Origin of the sequence: Nocardioides sp. Leaf374, assembly GCF_916862475.1 — a bacterium.
GTDB classification, from domain to species: Bacteria; Actinomycetota; Actinomycetes; order Propionibacteriales; family Nocardioidaceae; genus Nocardioides; species Nocardioides kribbensis.
The window spans coordinates 1-16470 of the sequence record NZ_CAKASO010000025.1 but is presented as its reverse complement, the minus strand read 5'-3'; the positions used below and the strand labels follow the sequence as shown (position 1 = coordinate 16470).

Here is a 16470-nt window from a genome sequence, read left to right as displayed (position 1 = left end):
GTCGGTGGCCTAGGGTCCGAGAGTGCGCCACGACCTCACGATCCCCAGCCACGGCACGTCCCTCGCGGCCTGGCACGTCCCGGCCACCACCGAGGCCTGGGCCGGGCCGGCCGGGCGACCGGTCGTCGTCATGGCCCACGGCTTCGGCTGCACCCGCGACTCGGGCCTGATGCCCTACGCCGAGCGCTTCGCCGCGGCCGGCGCCGACGTGGTGCTCTTCGACTACCGCGGCTTCGGTGCCTCGGCGGGGGAGCCGCGCACGCTGGTGGACCACCGTCGCCACCGCGAGGACTACGCCGCGGTCGTGGCGCACGTGCGCGGCCTGCCCGGCCTCGACCCCGAGCGGGTGGTGCTGTGGGGCAGCTCCTACTCCGGTGGGCACGTCGTCGCCGTGGCCGCCGACGACCCCCGGATCGCGGCGGTCGTCTCCCAGGGCGCCGCCATGGACGGGCTGGCGGCGGTGCGCGAGATCCTGCGCTACGCCGGCCCGCGCCAGCTGCTGCGCCTGACCGGCCACGCCCTGCGCGACGCGGCCGGCCACGCGCTGGGCCGTCCCGACCACCGCATCGCGGTCGTGGGCGAGCCCGGGTCACTGGCCGCGATCACCTCCCACGATGGCGTCGACGGCTACGCCGCGATCGCCGGACCCGGCTTCCGCAACGACACGCCGGCGCGCGCCATCCTCCCGATCGCGACCAACCGGCCCGTCGCGCGCGCCCGCCGGCTGCGGATGCCGCTCTTCCTGCTCGTGGCCGCCGACGACACCATCGCGCCCCCGGCGGCGGTCGAGCGCGTGGCCGAGCGGGCCCGGGGCCGGGTGGTCGTGGAGCGCCTCGACGTGGGGCACTTCGACATCTACCTCGGCGAGCCCTTCGAGCGCTCCGTGGCCGCCCAGGTGGAGTTCCTCGGCTCCGTCGTGGGGCGCTAGGATGAAGCCATGACCACGTCGGCCCTGCTTCTCGGCCAGCCGCGCTGATCTTCCACCGATCGCGCGGCCACCCCTCCCTGCGAGGGGTTTTTTCATGTGGCGACACCGCCAGCTCCAGCACCAGGACCAGCACCAGCACCGGCCCGGCCTTCAGGGCCAGCACCAGGAGACCACGATGACGCAGGACCGCACCACGCACGCCGAGACCGAGGCGGCGACGTACGACGTCGTGGCGACCGAGGAGAAGTGGCAGCGGGTCTGGGAGGAGCTCGACCCCTTCCGGGCCGACGACGACTCCCCGCGCGAGAAGCGCTACGCGCTCACGATGTTCCCCTACCCCAGCGGCGACCTGCACATGGGCCACGCCGAGGTGTTCGCGCTGCACGACGTCATCGCGCGCTACTGGCGCATGCGCGGCTTCGAGGTGCTCGACCCGATGGGCTGGGACTCCTTCGGCCTGCCGGCCGAGAACGCCGCGATCCGCAACGACGAGCACCCGGCGACCTACACCTACGCCAACATCGAGACCCAGGCCGCCTCGATGCGCCGCTACGGCCTGGCCTTCGACTGGTCGCGCCGGCTGCACACCTCCGACCCGGAGTACTACCGCTGGACGCAGTGGCTGTTCCTGAAGTTCCGCGAGCGTGGCCTGGCCTACCGCCGCAAGAGCCCGGTCAACTGGTGCCCCAACGACCAGACGGTGCTGGCCAACGAGCAGGTCGTCGACGGCGCCTGCGAGCGCTGCGGCGCGGTGGTCACCAAGCGTGACCTGACGCAGTGGTACTTCAAGACCACCGAGTACGCCGAGCGGCTGCTGACCGACCTCGACCAGGTGGCCGACCGCTGGCCGAACCGCGTCGTCACCGCCCAGCGCAACTGGATCGGCCGCTCCGAGGGCGCCCACGTCGACTTCGCCGTCGAGGGCCGCGAGCAGCCGGTCACCGTCTACACCACCCGCCCCGACACCCTCTTCGGCGCGACCTTCATGGTGGTCGCCGCCGACGCCGACCTGGCCGCCGAGCTGGTCAGCGACGCGCAGCGGCCGGCCTACGAGGCCTACCTGGAGGAGATCCGCAGGGCCTCCGACATCGAGCGGCTGGCCACCGACCGGCCCAAGAGCGGCGTCGACCTCGGGGTCACCGCGACCAACCCGCTGACCGGCGAGCGGCTGCCGGTGTGGGCGTCGGACTACGTGCTCGCCGACTACGGCACCGGCGCCATCATGGCCGTGCCCGCCCACGACCAGCGCGACCTCGACTTCGCCCGCGCCTTCGACCTGCCTGTGCGCCGCGTGGTCGACACCGGCGAGCCCGACCCCGCCGAGAGCGGCGTCGCCACCAGCGGCGACGGGGCCTACGTGTCCTCCGGCGAGCTCGACGGCCTCACCGACAAGGCCGCCGGCATCGGCCGCGCCATCGAGCTGCTGGAGGAGCGCGGCACCGGCACCGGCACGGTCAACTACCGCCTGCGCGACTGGCTGCTGAGCCGGCAGCGCTTCTGGGGCTGCCCGATCCCGATCATCCACTGCCCCTCCTGCGGCGAGGTGCCCGTGCCGGAGGACCAGCTGCCCGTCGAGCTGCCCGAGCTCAAGGGCGCCGACCTCAAGCCCCGGGGCGTCTCCCCGCTGGCCGCGGCCAGCGAGTGGGTCGACGTCGCCTGCCCGACCTGCGGCGGCGCGGCGAAGCGCGACAGCGACACGATGGACACCTTCGTCGACTCCTCCTGGTACTTCCTGCGCTTCACCTCGCCGGGCTACACCAAGGGGCCCTTCGACCCCGAGAAGCTGCGCGAGTGGGGGGCGGTCGACCAGTACGTCGGCGGCCTGGAGCACGCCGTGCTGCACCTGCTCTACGCCCGCTTCTTCACCAAGGTCCTGCACGACATGGGCATGCTCGACTTCGTCGAGCCCTTCGAGGCGCTGCTGGGCCAGGGCGTCGTGGTCAACCAGGGCCGCAAGATGAGCAAGTCGCTGGGCAACGGCGTCAACCTCGGCGAGCAGCTCGACGCCTTCGGCGTCGACGCGGTGCGCCTGACGCTGGTCTTCGCCAGCCCGCCCGAGGACAACATCGACTGGGCCGACGTGTCCCCGTCGGGCTCGCAGAAGTTCCTCCAGCGGGCCTGGCGCCTCAGCGGCGACGTCACCTCCGCGCCGGGCACCGACCCCGCGGGCGGCGACGCGACGCTGCGCTCGCAGACCCACCGCACGATCCGCGACGCCGCCGAGCTGGTCGAGGGCCACCGCTTCAACGTGATGGTGGCCCGCGTGATGGAGCTGGTCAACGCCACGCGCAAGGCCGTCGACACCGGCTGCGGCCCGGCCGACCCGGCGGTGCGCGAGGCCGTCGAGACGGTCGCGCAGCTGCTGTCGCTGGTCACGCCGTACGTCGCGGAGGAGATGTGGGAGCGGCTGGGCCACGAGCCCACCGTCGCCCAGGTCGCCTGGCCCGCGGTCGACCCCGCGCTGCTGGTGGAGCAGTCGGTCACCGCGATCGTGCAGGTGCAGGGCAAGGTCAAGGCCCGCCTGGAGGTCGACCCCGGCATCGACGGCGAGGCCTTGGAGGCGCTGGCCCTGGCCGACGCCGACGTGCAGCGTGCCCTCGACGGGCGCGAGGTGCGCAAGGTCGTGGTGCGGGCCCCGAAGCTCGTCAACATCGTGGTCTGAGCGCGTGCCCGCCGGTCGCGTCGTCGTCGTCACCGACTCGACCGCCAGCCTCCCCGGGGAGCTGGCGGCCGGGCTCGGGATCGTCGTGGTGCCGCTGCAGGTGGTGATCGGCGCCAGCGCCTACGACGAGGGTGAGGCCGAGGGCGAGGCGACCCCGGCCCTGGTCGCGGCGGCGCTGCGGGAGTGGACGCCGGTGTCGACCTCGCGCCCCTCGCCCGAGCTGCTGCTCGAGACCTACGAGCGGGCCGCGCGCGGCGGGGCGGACGCGATCGTGTCGGTGCACCTGTCGGGTCAGATGAGCGGCACGGTGGAGTCGGCCCAGCTGGCCGCGCGCCGGGCGTCGGTGCCGGTGGAGGTGGTCGACACCGAGCAGGTCGGCATCGGCACCGGTTACGCCGCCCTGGCCGCCGCCCGTGCCGTGGCCGGCGGGGCCGACGCCGCGACGGCCGCCGCGGCCGCCCGCGAGCGCGGCCGCGCCACCACCTCGCTGTTCTACGTCGACACGCTGGAGTACCTGCGCCGCGGCGGGCGCATCGGCACCGCCGCCGCACTCTTCGGCGGCGCGCTCGCGGTCAAGCCGCTGCTCCAGATCGCCGAGGGCCGGGTGGCGCCGCTCGAGCGCGTGCGGACCTCCGGCCGCGCGCTGGGTCGCCTCGAGGAGCTCGCGGTGCAGGCGGCCACGGCGGCCGGCGGACCCGTGGAGGTCTCGGTGGCCCACCTGGCCAACCCCGAGCGCGCCGCCCAGCTGGTGGAGCGGCTCGCCGGACGGCTCGACGTCGAGCTGGCCGGCGAGGAGATCTCCTGCGGCGAGCTCGGCGCCGTGCTCGGGGCCCACGTCGGGCCCGGCATGATCGCGGTCTGCGTCGCGCCCCGCTGAGGTCCGCACGCGCCCGCGGCCGGTCGAGGGGGGCCCACCTGTCGTGCACAGGGCGCCGGGGGAGCACGCCGGTCCACAGTCGGCCTCCGGTCGCCGCGACGGGCCGCGGTGGCTTCGTAGCGTGCCGGCATGCGCACCCGACCCCGCCCCGAGCACCAGGAGGCCGTCGCCCGTCGGCTGGCCCTGCTGACCGCCGAGCTCGACGCCGCGCGTGCCGCCGGCGGGGAGCAGCCGTGGTGGGACGGGCACACCCGGGTCGCCGGGGAGCAGCCACCGCTGCGGCTGGTGCCGGCGCCGACGGAGGACCGGGAGCCCGGCCCGGGGCGGTGGCCCGGGGCGGCCCCTCCTGCGGACGGTGCTGCGGCCCCTCCTGCGGCCCCTCCTGCGGCCCCTCCTGCGGCCGCTGATGTGGACGCTGCGGTGGACGGTGCGGTGGTCGTGCCGGTGCCGGGACGACACGCTGCGAGGCGCTCGGGGGTCGGGGTGGGGCGGTCCTGGGCCGCGCGGCTGCCCGCGGTCCCGCTGCAGCCGGGCCACGTGGCCGCCCTCGCGCTGATGGTGGCGGCGGCGCTGGCGCTCACGTGCTGGTGGGTGGTGCGGTCCGACCCGGTCGTGGAGGCGGCGCCCGCCGCCGCGGCCGGGCCCGGGGCGGCGCCCACTCCGCTGGTCCCGACCGCGCCCGAGGCGTTCGGCGCCGCCCCGACCGGCGGGGTCGGGGCGGAGGCGTCGGGGGAGGCGTCGGGAGAGGTGTCGGGGGAGGCCGCCACGGTTACCGTGGACGTCACCGGCAAGGTGCGCCGACCCGGCATCGCGGTGCTCGAGGCGGGCTCGCGGGTGGTCGACGCCCTCGAGGCCGCGGGCGGGGCCCGCCCCGGGGTCGACCTGGCGGGGCTCAACCTGGCCCGTGTGCTCGTCGACGGGGAGCAGGTGGTCGTGGGGGGCGCGCCTGTGGCCGCACCCGCGCCGGCGGTGGCCCCCGGCGCGGTCCCCGGGCCCGAGGCGGGTGCGCCCGTGGCCACGGTGAGCCTCAACACCGCCACCCAGGCCGAGCTGGAGGCCCTGCCCGAGGTCGGGCCGGTGACGGCGCAGGCCATCCTCGCCTGGCGCCAGGAGCACGGCGGCTTCACCTCGGTGCAGGAGCTGCTCGAGGTCGACGGCATCGGCGACGCCACGCTGGCCCAGATCGCCCCGCACGTGACCCTCTGAGGTGCGCGACCCCCGGATGGCCCTGGTGGGGCTCGCGGCGTGGGCCGGTGCCCTCGCCGGCACGCTCCTCACGGTCGGCTGGGCGGTGCTCGTGCTCGCCGCGGCCCTCGTCGGCGGAGCCGCGCTGGCCCGTCGCCGCCCCGGCACCCGTGCGCTCGTGGCGGCGCTGCTCAGCGTCCTGGTCGCCGTCGGGGTCGTCGCGGTGCTGCGGGCCGCGGTCGTGCGCGACGGGCCGGTGGCCGACCTCGCCGCTGAGCGTGCGGTGGTCGACCTGGAGGGCACGGTGGTCAGCGACCCGCGCCCGGTGCAGGGCGCCTTCGAGGAGCAGGTGGTCGTGCGCCTCGACGTCGAGCGCGTGGTCGGGCGTGGTCGGGCGTGGCGGCTCTCCGCGCCCGTGGTGGTGCTCGGCGGCACCGACTGGGCCGCGGTGCCGCTCGGTGCGCGGGTGAGCACCAGCGGGCGGCTGGCGCCCTCCGACTCCCGCGGCGGCGACGAGGTCGCGGCGCTGCTGGTCGGCGCCGACGCGGTGGCCACCCTCGAGGGCCCCGACGTGTGGTGGCGCGGCGCTGCCGGCGTACGGGCCTCGCTGCGGGCGGCGGTCGAGCACCGTCCCGCGGCCCAGCGGGTGCTCGTGCCCGCGCTGGTCGTGGGCGACGACGCCGGCCTCGACCCCGGGGTCGCCGAGGACTTCCGCACCGCCGGGCTGACCCACCTGACCGCGGTGTCCGGCACCAACCTCACGCTCGTCGTGGGGTTCGTGCTCCTCCTGGCGCGCTGGGTCGGGGTGCGCGGGCGCTGGCTGGTGGTCGTCGGCGCCCTCGGCATCGTCGGCTTCGTCCTGCTCGCGCGCACCGAGCCCAGCGTCGTGCGCGCGGCCGCGATGGGGGCGGTGGGGCTGCTGGGCCTGGGCCGCAACGGCCGCCAGCGCGGGTTCCGGGCCCTGGGCGTGGCGGTCACCGCGCTGCTGCTCGTCTCGCCCGGGCTCGCGACCACGGTGGGGTTCGCGCTGTCGGTGCTCGCGACGGCCGGCATCCTGGTGCTGGCCCCGACCTGGCGCGACGCGCTGCGGCGCTGGCTGCCCCGGTGGGTGGCCGAGGCGGTGGCGGTGCCGGCCGCGGCCCAGCTGGCCTGCACGCCGCTGGTGGCCGCCGTCTCCGGCCAGGTCAGCCTGGTCGCGGTGGTGGCCAACCTGCTGGTGGCCCCTGTCGTCGGCCCGGCGACGGTGCTCGGCCTCGTGGCCGGGCTGGTCGGGCTGGTCTGGCCGGGGTTGGCCACGGTGATCGGCACCCTGGCCGCGTGGTGCGTGGCCTGGATCGTGCTGGTCGCCCGTCGCGGCGCCGACCTCCCCACGGCGGCCGTCGCCTGGGGCACCGGCCCGCTGGCGCTGGTGGTGCTCGTCCTCGCCTGCGCCGCCCTGGCGCTGCTGGCGCCCCGCGTGCTGCGCAGCCGGGCGCTGGGCCCGGTCGCGGTCGGCGTGGTGGTCCTCGTCGCGCTGGTGCGGCTCCCGACGCCCGGGTGGCCCCCGCCGGGCTGGGTGCTGGTGGCCTGCGACGTGGGCCAGGGCGACGCGCTGGTGCTGCGCACCGGCCCGGGGGCCGCGGTGGTGGTCGACGCCGGCCCCGACGCCGCGGCGGTCGACCGCTGCCTGACCGACCTGGGGGTCGAGCAGGTGCCGCTGGTCGTGCTCACGCACTTCCACGCCGACCACGTCGACGGTCTCGCCGGCGTGCTCGAGGGCCGGCGCGTCGACCGCGTCGAGGTGACCTCCGTGCCGGACCCGCCCGGCGGGGTGCAGCACGTGCAGGAGGTCGCCGCGGAGCACGGCGTCGCGGTGTCGACCGTGGCCCACGGCGCGACGTCGCGGGTGGGCGAGGCCACGCTGCAGGTGCTGTGGCCACCGGTGCCGGCCCCGCCGGTGCCCTCCGGGGCCAGCGCCGCCAACGACGCGAGCGTCGTGCTGCTCGTCGAGGTGCGCGGGGTCAGGATGCTGCTCACCGGCGACCTCGAGCCCACGGGCCAGGCGGTGCTCGCCGCGGCCCTGCCGGGCCTGCGCGCCGACGTGCTCAAGCTGCCCCACCACGGCAGCGCCCACCAGGACGAGGCCTTCCTGGAGTCGCTGGCGGCCCGCCTGGTCCTGGTCTCGGTGGGGCAGGACAACACCTACGGCCACCCCTCGCCGCAGGTCGTCTCCGACCTGGAGCGCACCGGTGCGCGGGTGCTGCGCACCGACCTCAGCGGCGACCTGGCCGTCGTCGTCGACCCCGACGGCGCTCTCGGCACCCTCACCCACGACCCGCTCGGCCCGGCCTCGACGGCGGAGCCGGGCGGCGCCGGCGACCGCTGAGCCCCGCGCGCACGCGGTCGGCCCATGCGCCCGCACGCGGTGTCCCCGGGCTGTGGCAGGCTCGTCCCACCATGGCCGCCGCATCGTCCTCGACCCGCTCCGCCGCCCGACCCGCCGGGGGTCGGGGGCCGAGCGCCGCCGACGTCCTGGGGCGGGTCACCCTGGTCACCGGCAAGGAGGAGTTCCTCGGCGAGCGCACGGTCGTCGCCGTGCGCGCCGCGGTCAGGGCCCACGACCCCGAGGCCGAGCTGGCCGACTCGCCCGCCGCCGACCTCACCCTCGCCACCCTGGGGGAGATGTCGGCCGCCTCGTTGTTCTCCAGCACGCGCTGCGTCGTGGTGCGGGCGCTGGAGCACCTCCCGGAGGAGTCGGTGGCCGGCCTGCTGGCCTACGCCGCCGACCCGGTCGAGGACGTCGCGCTCGTGCTCGTGCACGGTGGCGGCGCGAAGGGGTCGGGCGTGCTGGCCAAGCTGCGCAAGCTGCCCGCGGTGACCGAGGTCAAGTCGGCCGAGCTGCGCGCCTCGGAGTACCCCTCGTTCGTGGCCGCCGAGGTGCGCTCCCACGGGGCGCGCATCGACCAGGAGGCGGCCTCGGTGCTGGTGCAGGCCGTCGGCCAGGACCTCCGCTCGCTGGCCGCCGCGGCCCACCAGCTCACCAACGACTTCCTGGGCGAGAACCTCACCGTCGAGAAGGTCAAGCAGTACTTCGGCGGCCGCGCCGAGGCCAAGTCCTTCGCCGTCGCCGACGCAGCCTTCTCCGGCCACACCCGTGCCGCGCTCGAGGAGCTGCGCTGGGCCCTCGACAACGGCGTGGCCTCGGTGCTGGTGACCTCCGCCTTCGCCGGCAGCGCCCGCGGCCTGGCCCGGCTGCGCTCGGCACGAGGTCGCGGCGAGGCCGACCTCGCGCGCGAGGTCGGTGTGCCCCCGTGGAAGCTGCGCACCCTGCGCGACCAGCTGCGCGGGTGGGACGACGACGGTCTGGCCCGCGCGATCCGGGCGGTCGCGCGCGCCGACGCCGACATCAAGGGCGCCGCCAGCGACCCGTCGTACACGCTGGAGCGGCTGGTGCTGACGATCACCGGCCTGCGCACGCAGCGCTGAGCGGGACCACGCGGTCGGGCCGCGCAGCTGGGCCGGAGAACGACGAAGGCGCCACCCCGACCGGGGTGGCGCCTTCGTGGTGGACCGACTCAGAGAGAGGCGGTCTTCTTGGCGATGGCCGACTTGCGGTTCGCCGCCTGGTTCTTGTGGATGACGCCCTTGGAGGCGGCCTTGTCGAGCATGCGCGCAGCGTCGCGGCCGGCGGTGACGGCGGTGTCCTTGTCGCCGGCGTCGGCGGCGGAGCGGAACTTGCGGACGGCGGTCTTCAGGCCGGTCTTGACCGCCTTGTTGCGCTCGTGCGCCTTCTCGTTCTGCTTGTTGCGCTTGATCTGGGACTTGATGTTCGCCACGGATGTGCCTTCGCTTCGAGTCGACGTGTGGTGGTCTGGTGCTGCAGGTCTGCGGTGCGGTCGGCGCAGGCTGCGGCCAGACACGCGACGAGCAAGATTAACAGCGGCGCTCCTGGGCCCCCAAATCGCACCACCCGCACCGCGGGTCACACGCCCAGGCGCCGCGCCGCGCCGTCGAGGAATCGGGCCGACTCCCGGCGCCGGAAGTCCGCCAGCCCCGGCAGGCCGACGTCCCGGGCGGTGTGGGCCCGCAGGGCCAGGTGGGTCCCGAGGCCGGCCAGCACCCCCGTCACGACGTCGTCACCGGCGCGGACCAGGGCGGGGGAGGAGGCCAGGGAGTCGTCGAACCACGCCCGGTCGACCCGCTCGAGCCGGGCCAGCAGCGGGTCGGTCCAGGCCGGCCCGACGCCGAAGGCGCCCCAGTCGAGGAAGACCACGCCGCCGTCGGGGCGCACGAGCAGGTTGTCGTCGCGGATGTCGAAGTGCACGACGTGGTCGACCGGCTCGCGGCGCACGCGGGCCAGCAGCCCGGCCAGCGCGTCGCGCTCGCGGCGGACCCACGAGGGCACGGCGCGGGCCGGGAGCTCGTCGAGGCGCTCCACGGACTGCGCCCACTCGGCCATCACCCGGCCCAGGTCGTGGGGTCCGGGCGCGTAGAGCGCGGGCTCCCAGGGCAGGGGTGGGCCGGGCACCGGCAGGTCGACGACCCGCTCGGCCATGGTGGCGACGAGCCGGTCGGTGGCCTCGAGCAGGGCGGCGGCCTCGGCGTCGTCCTCGAGGTCGGGGTGGCGCCCCTCGACGTCCTCGAGCACGAGGGCCACCCAGCCGCCGTCCCCGGCACGCTCGGCGTCCTCGGCCTCGTCGTAGGAGGCCAGGAGGTCGGCCCACAGCGGGCTGGAGCCCAGCAGCCCGAGGGCGTCGCGCTCACGCCGGAAGAGGGTCGGGGTGTGGGGGTTGAGCTCGGCCCCGACCGCCTTGACGAAGGCCCGGCGGCCCGAGGCGCAGACCACCCGGGCCGCACACCCCGGCGACATGCCGCCGACCTGGTCGGCGTGCGCCACCACCGGCGAGCCGAGGACGTCGGCCACCCAGCCACGCACGCGCCCGGGCACGTCGAGCCACGACCGTCGGCTGCCCACGGCGCGCGGGCTCACCGCGGGCTCACCTCGGCCCCACCGCGGGACTGGTCACGGGTCCGGTCACGGGTCCGGTCACGGGGCTCACTCCCACCCGCGCCGCTCGCTGAGCCAGTGCCAGCACACGTCGCCCTGCCACCACTGCGCCTCGCGCAGGTGGGGGGAGGTCGCGGGCACGGGGTCGCCGGCGGACTTGAGGAAGTAGCCGGTGACCAGGGCGAGCACGATGTCGACGGCCTCGGGGGCGACGCCGGCGAAGGTCGGGTGGGTGGCGAGCACGGCCTCCACGTCGAGTCCGTCGCCGCGGGGGCCGATGAGCAGCAGCAGGGAGTCGATCCACGGCGCTCCCAGCGCCGGCCAGTTCCAGTCGCAGACCAGGACGCTGCCGTCGGGGCGCACCAGCAGGTTGTCGTCGCGCACGTCGGTGTGCACCAGGGTGCTGCCGGCGGTCACCTCGCGGAAGCGCCCGGCCAGGAGCGCGGCCTCCTCGCGGTGGCGCAGGTCGGGCAGGCTGCGCCGCAGGCTGTCCCAGTACGCCGGGAAGCCGGCGAACTCGGTGGCGAAGTCGGCGGCGCCCGCGACGACGGCCGGGCCGTCCGGGGCCGCGGTCAGCGTCTGGGCGGCGCGGGCCAGGGCCGCCAGCGCGGCGTCGAGGTCGGCGGGGGGTCACGGCCGGCGGGGCGCGCGCGCCTCCACGTGCTCGATGGCCAGCACCACCCAGTCGCCGTCGTCGTGGACCCACCGCAGCCGCGGCGCGGGGGTGGCCGCGGGCAGGGCGGCCAGCGTGCGGGCCTCCGCGCGGTAGGCCTCGGCGAAGGGCCGCTGGGCCTTGACCGAGGCCGCCTTGACGAAGTGGCGGCTGCCGTCGGCGCACACCAGCACCGAGGCCATGCCGGGGGTGAAGCCGGCGCGCTGGGAGCGGGCCTCGACCACGGGGGAGCCGAGGCGCCGCTCGACCTGGGCGCGCAGCGCCGGGGGCAGGAAGGACCACTCGACGCGCCGCGCCGTGCGGCCGTGGGGGATCGTCGTGGGGTGCACACGGCCATCCTCGGCCACCGGGCCCGTCGGCGGCGACCCACCCCGCGAGGGGAGCCGGGCGTCGTGCCGCGAGCGGAGGGTGGGGCCATGACCACCGTCGCAGAGCTGCTCGTGGAGTCCCTCGCCGACCACGGCGTCACCCAGGTCTGGGGCGTGGTCGGCGACGCGCTCAACCCTGTCACCGACGCGATCCGGCGCGAGGAGCGCCTGGAGTGGATGGGGGTGCGCCACGAGGAGGTCGCGGCCTTCGCCGCCGGGGCCCAGGCGCAGCTCACCGGGCGGCTCGGCGTCTGCATGGGCACGGTGGGCCCGGGGGCGATCCACCTGCTCAACGGGCTCTACGACGCCAAGAAGTCCGGCGCCCCGGTGCTGGCCATCTGCGGGCAGGTGCCGCGCGGCGACATGGGCAGCGACTTCTTCCAGGAGGTCGACAACGACACCCTCTTCGCCGACGTCTCGGTCTTCTGCGAGACCGTCACCAGCACCGAGCAGCTGCCCGGGCTCATCGAGCGGGCCGGCAACGCTGCCCTCCAGCACCGCGGCGTGGCCGTGCTCACCCTGCCCGGCGACGTCGGCGAGCTCGACCTGCCCTCCGGCACGCCGGTGCCGCGCCTGGTGGCCCGCCCGGCGGTCGCCACGCCGGACCCCGACGCCCTCGCCGAGGCCGCCACCGCCCTCGAGTCGGCCTCCGCGGTGACCCTGCTGGTGGGCGCCGGTGCCCGGCACGCCCGCGCGGAGGTGCTGCGGCTGGCCGAGCGGCTCTGCGCGCCGATGGTGCTCTCGCTCAAGGCCAAGGAGGGGCTCGAGGAGGACAACCCCTACGAGGTCGGCCAGTCGGGCCTGCTGGGCAACCACGCCTCCGAGGTGGCCTTCTCCGGCTGCGACGTGCTGGTGCTCCTCGGCACCGACTTCCCCTACACCGGCTTCCTGCCCGAGGGGAAGACGGTCGTGCAGGTCGACCTCGACGGCGCCCGGATCGGCCGGCGGATCCCGGTGCAGCACGCCGTGGTCGGCGACGCCCGTCTCGCCGTCGAGGGCCTGCTCGCCCGGCTGTCGGCCAAGCCCGACCGGTCGCACCTGGAGTCGGCGCGCTCGTCGTACGACGCCTGGCGCGAGCGGCAGCAGCGCCTCACCGACCCCGACCACGACCGACGACCGCGCGGCCTGCTGCGCCGCCGCGTCGACAACCCCGACGCGCTGATCCGCCCCGAGCTGCTGGCCGCGGCCGTGGACCGCCACGCCGCGAGCGACGCCGTCTTCACCACCGACACCGGCATGGCCACCACCTGGCTCGCGCGCTTCGTGCGCATGTCGGGCACGCGCCGGCTGCTCGGCAGCTACAACCTCGGCTCGATGGCCAACGCCATGCCGCAGGCCCTGGGTGCCCAGGGCCTCGACCGGGGCCGCCAGGTGGTGGCCTTCTGCGGTGACGGCGGCCTGTCGATGCTGATGGGCGACCTCCTCACCGCCGTCTCCCGCGACCTGCCGGTCAAGCTGGTGGTCTTCGACAACGGTCGCCTGGGCATGGTCAAGCTGGAGATGGAGCAGGCGGGGCTGCCCGAGTTCGGCACCGTCCTGCACAACCCCGACTTCGCCGCGGTGGCGCGGGCCGTGGGCCTGCACGGGGTGCGGGTCACCGACCCCCACGACGTCGACGAGGCCGTGCGCGAGGCGCTGGCCCACCCCGGGCCCGTGCTCCTCGACGTGGTCACCAACCCCGACGAGGTGGCCGTGCCGCCGACGCCCACCGTCGCGCAGGGCTGGGGCTTCGCGCTGGCCAAGACCAAGGAGTTCGTCGCCGCTCCGGAGTGACCTCGCGGCACGGGTTTCGCGCCTGTGGCGGCGTTGGGGACAATGGGCGCACCATGGCACCCACCCCTCTGCCGCAGCCCGGCCAGACCGCGCCCGCGATCATCCGCAACTTCTGCATCATCGCGCACATCGACCACGGCAAGTCGACGCTGGCCGACCGGATGCTGCAGCTGACCGGCGTGGTCGACGAGCGCGCCGCCCGGGCGCAGTACCTCGACCGCATGGACATCGAGCGCGAGCGCGGCATCACGATCAAGAGCCAGGCCGTGCGCATGCCGTGGACGGTGCCGGCGGCCAACGAGCAGGGCGCCGAGGCCGGCGACTACGTGCTCAACATGATCGACACGCCGGGCCACGTCGACTTCACCTACGAGGTCTCGCGCTCCCTGGAGGCCTGCGAGGCCGCGGTCCTGCTGGTCGACGCGGCCCAGGGCATCGAGGCGCAGACGCTGGCCAACCTCTACCTCGCCATGGGCGCCGACCTGCACATCATCCCGGTGCTCAACAAGATCGACCTGCCCAGCGCCAACCCCGAGAAGTACGCCGCGGAGCTCGCCGGGCTGGTCGGCTGCGACCCCTCCGACGTGCTGCGGGTCAGCGCCAAGACCGGCGTCGGCGTGGCCGACCTGCTCAACGAGATCGTCAAGCAGACCCCGCCTCCCGTGGGCGAGGCCGACAAGCCCGCGCGGGCGCTCATCTTCGACTCCGTCTACGACACCTACCGCGGCGTGGTCACCTACGTCCGCGTCATCGACGGCGAGCTCAGCCACCGCGACCGGATCAAGATGATGTCGACCGGCGCCACCCACGAGCTGCTCGAGCTCGGCGTGATCAGCCCCGAGCAGGTCAAGGCCGACAAGATCGGCGTCGGCGAGGTGGGCTACCTCATCACCGGGGTGAAGGACGTGCGCCAGTCGCGCGTCGGTGACACCGTCACCACCCAGCACCACGGCGCGACCCAGGCCCTGGGCGGCTACAAGCACCCCAACCCGATGGTCTACGCCGGTCTCTACCCCATCGACGGCGACCAGTTCGGCGACCTGCGCGAGGCGCTCGAGAAGCTCCAGCTCAACGACGCGGCCCTGACCTACGAGCCGGAGACCTCCGGCGCGCTCGGCTTCGGCTTCCGCCTGGGCTTCCTGGGCCTGCTGCACATGGAGATCACCCGCGACCGCCTCGAGCGCGAGTTCAACCTCGACCTCATCTCCACCGCCCCGAACGTGGTCTACGAGGTCGTCATGGAGGACGGCACCGAGCTGACGGTGACCAACCCCAGCGAGTACCCCGAGGGCAAGATCGCCGAGGTCCGCGAGCCGGTGGTCAACGCCACGATCCTCAGCCCCTCGGACTACATCGGCACGATCATGGAGCTGTGCCAGACCAAGCGCGGCACGCTCAAGGGCATGGACTACCTCTCCGAGGACCGTGTCGAGATGCGCTACACGCTGCCGATGGGCGAGATCGCCTTCGACTTCTTCGACCACCTCAAGTCCAAGACCAAGGGCTACGCCTCGCTCAACTACGAGCGCTCGGGCGAGCAGGCCGCCGACCTGGTGAAGGTCGACATCCTGCTCCAGGGGGAGCCGGTCGACGCCTTCTCCGCCATCGTCCACCGCGAGGCGGCCTACTCCTACGGCGTCATGCTGGCCGGCAAGCTCAAGGACCTCATCCCGCGTCAGCAGTTCGAGGTGCCGATCCAGGCCGCCATCGGCGCCCGGGTGATCGCGCGGGAGAACATCCGCGCCATCCGCAAGGACGTCCTGGCCAAGTGCTACGGCGGCGACATCACCCGCAAGCGCAAGCTGCTGGAGAAGCAGAAGGAGGGCAAGAAGCGGATGAAGATGGTCGGCCGCGTCGAGGTCCCCCAGGAGGCGTTCATCGCCGCGCTGTCCAACGGCCCGACCGTCGCCGGCGAGAAGACCGGCAAGAAGTAGGTGCGGGCCCGGTGAGGCCACGGCTGCCCGCCGAGGTCACGGCCTTCGCCTCGCGTGGGCCCGACTGGGCGGCCTTCGTCGAGCGGCTGCCGCGGCTCGTCGAGGAGCTGGCCGGTGCGTGGGAGCTCGCCGCCGACGGCGAGTCCCGCGCCGGGCACTGCTCGTGGGTGCTGCCGGTGCGCACCGACCGCGGGGCGCCGGCGGTGCTCAAGCTCGCCTTCCCCGACGAGGAGTCCGAGCACGAGGCGCTGGTGCTCCAGCGCTGGGGCGGGCGCGCGAGCGTGCGGCTGCTACGGGCCGACCCGCACCGTCGCGCGCTGCTGCTGGAGCGCCTGGAGGACCGCGACCTCACCGAGGCCTGGGACGTCGAGGCCTGCGAGGTCGTCGGCGGGCTCTACGCCGCACTCCACACGCCGGCCCCGCCGCAGCTGCGCACCCTCGCGTCGTACGTCGAGCCCTGGAGCGAGCGGCTGGCCGGGCTGCCGCGCGACGCCGGGGTGCCGCACCGCCTGGTGGAGCAGGCGGTGGCGCTGGGCCGCGACCTGCTGGGCGACGACGCGGCCGCCGGCACGACGATCCACACCGACCTCCACTACGCCAACGTGCTGGCCACCTCGCGCTCCGACGGGCCGGAGTGGCTGGCGATCGACCCGAAGCCGGTCAGCGGCGACCCGCACTACGAGGTGGCGCCGCTGCTGTGGAACCGCTGGGAGGAGGTCCTGGCCTCCGGCGACGTGCGCGACGCGGTGCGCCGCCGCTTCCACACCACCATCGACACCGCCGGCCTCGACGAGGACCGTGCCCGCGACTGGGTCGTCGTGCGCATGCTGCACCACGCCCTGCGGTCGGTGGAGTCGGGAGCGCCCGACGCCGAGTGGCTGACCCGCTGCATCACGATCGCCAAGGCCGTGCAGGGCTGAGCCGGGTTACCCTCGGGGCAGGACACCAGCGCAAAGGGGGACGACGGTGACCGATCAGGACCAGTCGCAGGACGCAGCGGGCGACGCGGGCGACGCGGGAGCGGGCCCGGCGGGTGACGTCGGGGCGCGGGCCGCGGCGCTGCGCGCGGAGCTGGCGACGCGG

13 protein-coding genes are annotated in these 16470 nt (G+C 75.3%); 9 read left to right on the top strand and 4 right to left on the bottom strand.

The window, feature by feature from the left end:
• Nucleotides 1-22 precede the first annotated feature (22 nt).
• The 6 genes from LPA27_RS12185 (at nt 23) to holA (ending at nt 9117) form a co-directional block, all read left to right on the top strand.
• A complete protein-coding gene (locus LPA27_RS12185; protein ID WP_228942596.1) occupies nt 23-928 on the top strand; it encodes an alpha/beta hydrolase in 906 nt (301 codons plus the stop codon).
• A gap of 175 nt (nt 929-1103) precedes the next feature.
• The gene (gene leuS, locus LPA27_RS12180; RefSeq protein ID WP_228942621.1) at nt 1104-3590 is read left to right on the top strand and encodes a leucine--tRNA ligase; all 2487 of its coding nucleotides are present in this window, start codon (nt 1104-1106) and stop codon (nt 3588-3590) included.
• A 4-nt stretch (nt 3591-3594) separates the two neighbouring features.
• Nucleotides 3595-4467, top strand: coding sequence for a DegV family protein (locus tag LPA27_RS12175; RefSeq protein WP_228942595.1), 873 nt, complete (start codon nt 3595-3597; stop codon nt 4465-4467).
• A gap of 129 nt (nt 4468-4596) precedes the next feature.
• The gene (locus LPA27_RS12170) at nt 4597-5673 is read left to right on the top strand and encodes a ComEA family DNA-binding protein (RefSeq protein WP_228942594.1); all 1077 of its coding nucleotides are present in this window, start codon (nt 4597-4599) and stop codon (nt 5671-5673) included.
• Nucleotide 5674: 1 nt separating this feature from the next.
• A complete protein-coding gene (locus LPA27_RS12165; RefSeq protein ID WP_228942593.1) occupies nt 5675-8017 on the top strand; it encodes a ComEC/Rec2 family competence protein in 2343 nt (780 codons plus the stop codon).
• Between the two features lie 71 nt (nt 8018-8088).
• Nucleotides 8089-9117: a DNA polymerase III subunit delta gene (gene holA, locus LPA27_RS12160; protein ID WP_056864183.1), complete on the top strand. Its 1029-nt coding sequence runs from the start codon at nt 8089-8091 to the stop codon at nt 9115-9117.
• 89 nt (nt 9118-9206) lie between these two features.
• Here holA and rpsT read toward each other — a convergent pair whose 3' ends face one another.
• The 4 genes from rpsT to LPA27_RS12140 form a co-directional block, all read right to left on the bottom strand.
• A complete protein-coding gene (gene rpsT, locus LPA27_RS12155; RefSeq protein ID WP_056864184.1) occupies nt 9207-9467 on the bottom strand; it encodes a 30S ribosomal protein S20 in 261 nt (86 codons plus the stop codon).
• A gap of 146 nt (nt 9468-9613) precedes the next feature.
• On the bottom strand, nt 9614-10621 hold the full coding sequence (locus tag LPA27_RS12150; RefSeq protein ID WP_228942592.1) for a phosphotransferase: 1008 nt from the start codon (nt 10619-10621) through the stop codon (nt 9614-9616).
• A 66-nt stretch (nt 10622-10687) separates the two neighbouring features.
• Nucleotides 10688-11056, bottom strand: coding sequence for a hypothetical protein (locus LPA27_RS12145; protein ID WP_228942591.1), 369 nt, complete (start codon nt 11054-11056; stop codon nt 10688-10690).
• A 213-nt stretch (nt 11057-11269) separates the two neighbouring features.
• On the bottom strand, nt 11270-11641 hold the full coding sequence (locus LPA27_RS12140; RefSeq protein ID WP_228942590.1) for a hypothetical protein: 372 nt from the start codon (nt 11639-11641) through the stop codon (nt 11270-11272).
• Between the two features lie 87 nt (nt 11642-11728).
• Here LPA27_RS12140 and LPA27_RS12135 point away from each other — a divergent pair, with 87 nt between their 5' ends.
• From LPA27_RS12135 to LPA27_RS12125, 3 genes are read left to right on the top strand one after another with little or no spacing between them, the layout of a single operon-like run.
• On the top strand, nt 11729-13453 hold the full coding sequence (locus LPA27_RS12135) for a thiamine pyrophosphate-dependent enzyme (protein ID WP_228942589.1): 1725 nt from the start codon (nt 11729-11731) through the stop codon (nt 13451-13453).
• 53 nt (nt 13454-13506) lie between these two features.
• A complete protein-coding gene (gene lepA, locus LPA27_RS12130; RefSeq protein ID WP_056864187.1) occupies nt 13507-15387 on the top strand; it encodes a translation elongation factor 4 in 1881 nt (626 codons plus the stop codon).
• An 11-nt stretch (nt 15388-15398) separates the two neighbouring features.
• Nucleotides 15399-16307 (top strand): aminoglycoside phosphotransferase family protein, encoded by a 909-nt coding sequence (locus LPA27_RS12125; RefSeq protein ID WP_228942588.1) that lies wholly within the window; start codon nt 15399-15401, stop codon nt 16305-16307.
• The last annotated feature ends 163 nt before the right edge of the window (nt 16308-16470 follow it).

What these genes read in the sequence shown, in the direction of transcription:
- LPA27_RS12170 (WP_228942594.1), top strand. Translation starts at nt 4,597, where the DNA reads ATGCGCACCCGACCCCGCCCCGAGCACCAGGAGGCCGTCGCCCGTCGG.
- lepA (WP_056864187.1), top strand. Translation starts at nt 13,507, where the DNA reads ATGGCACCCACCCCTCTGCCGCAGCCCGGCCAGACCGCGCCCGCGATC.
- leuS (WP_228942621.1), top strand. Translation starts at nt 1,104, where the DNA reads ATGACGCAGGACCGCACCACGCACGCCGAGACCGAGGCGGCGACGTAC.
- holA (WP_056864183.1), top strand. Translation starts at nt 8,089, where the DNA reads ATGGCCGCCGCATCGTCCTCGACCCGCTCCGCCGCCCGACCCGCCGGG.
- LPA27_RS12135 (WP_228942589.1), top strand. Translation starts at nt 11,729, where the DNA reads ATGACCACCGTCGCAGAGCTGCTCGTGGAGTCCCTCGCCGACCACGGC.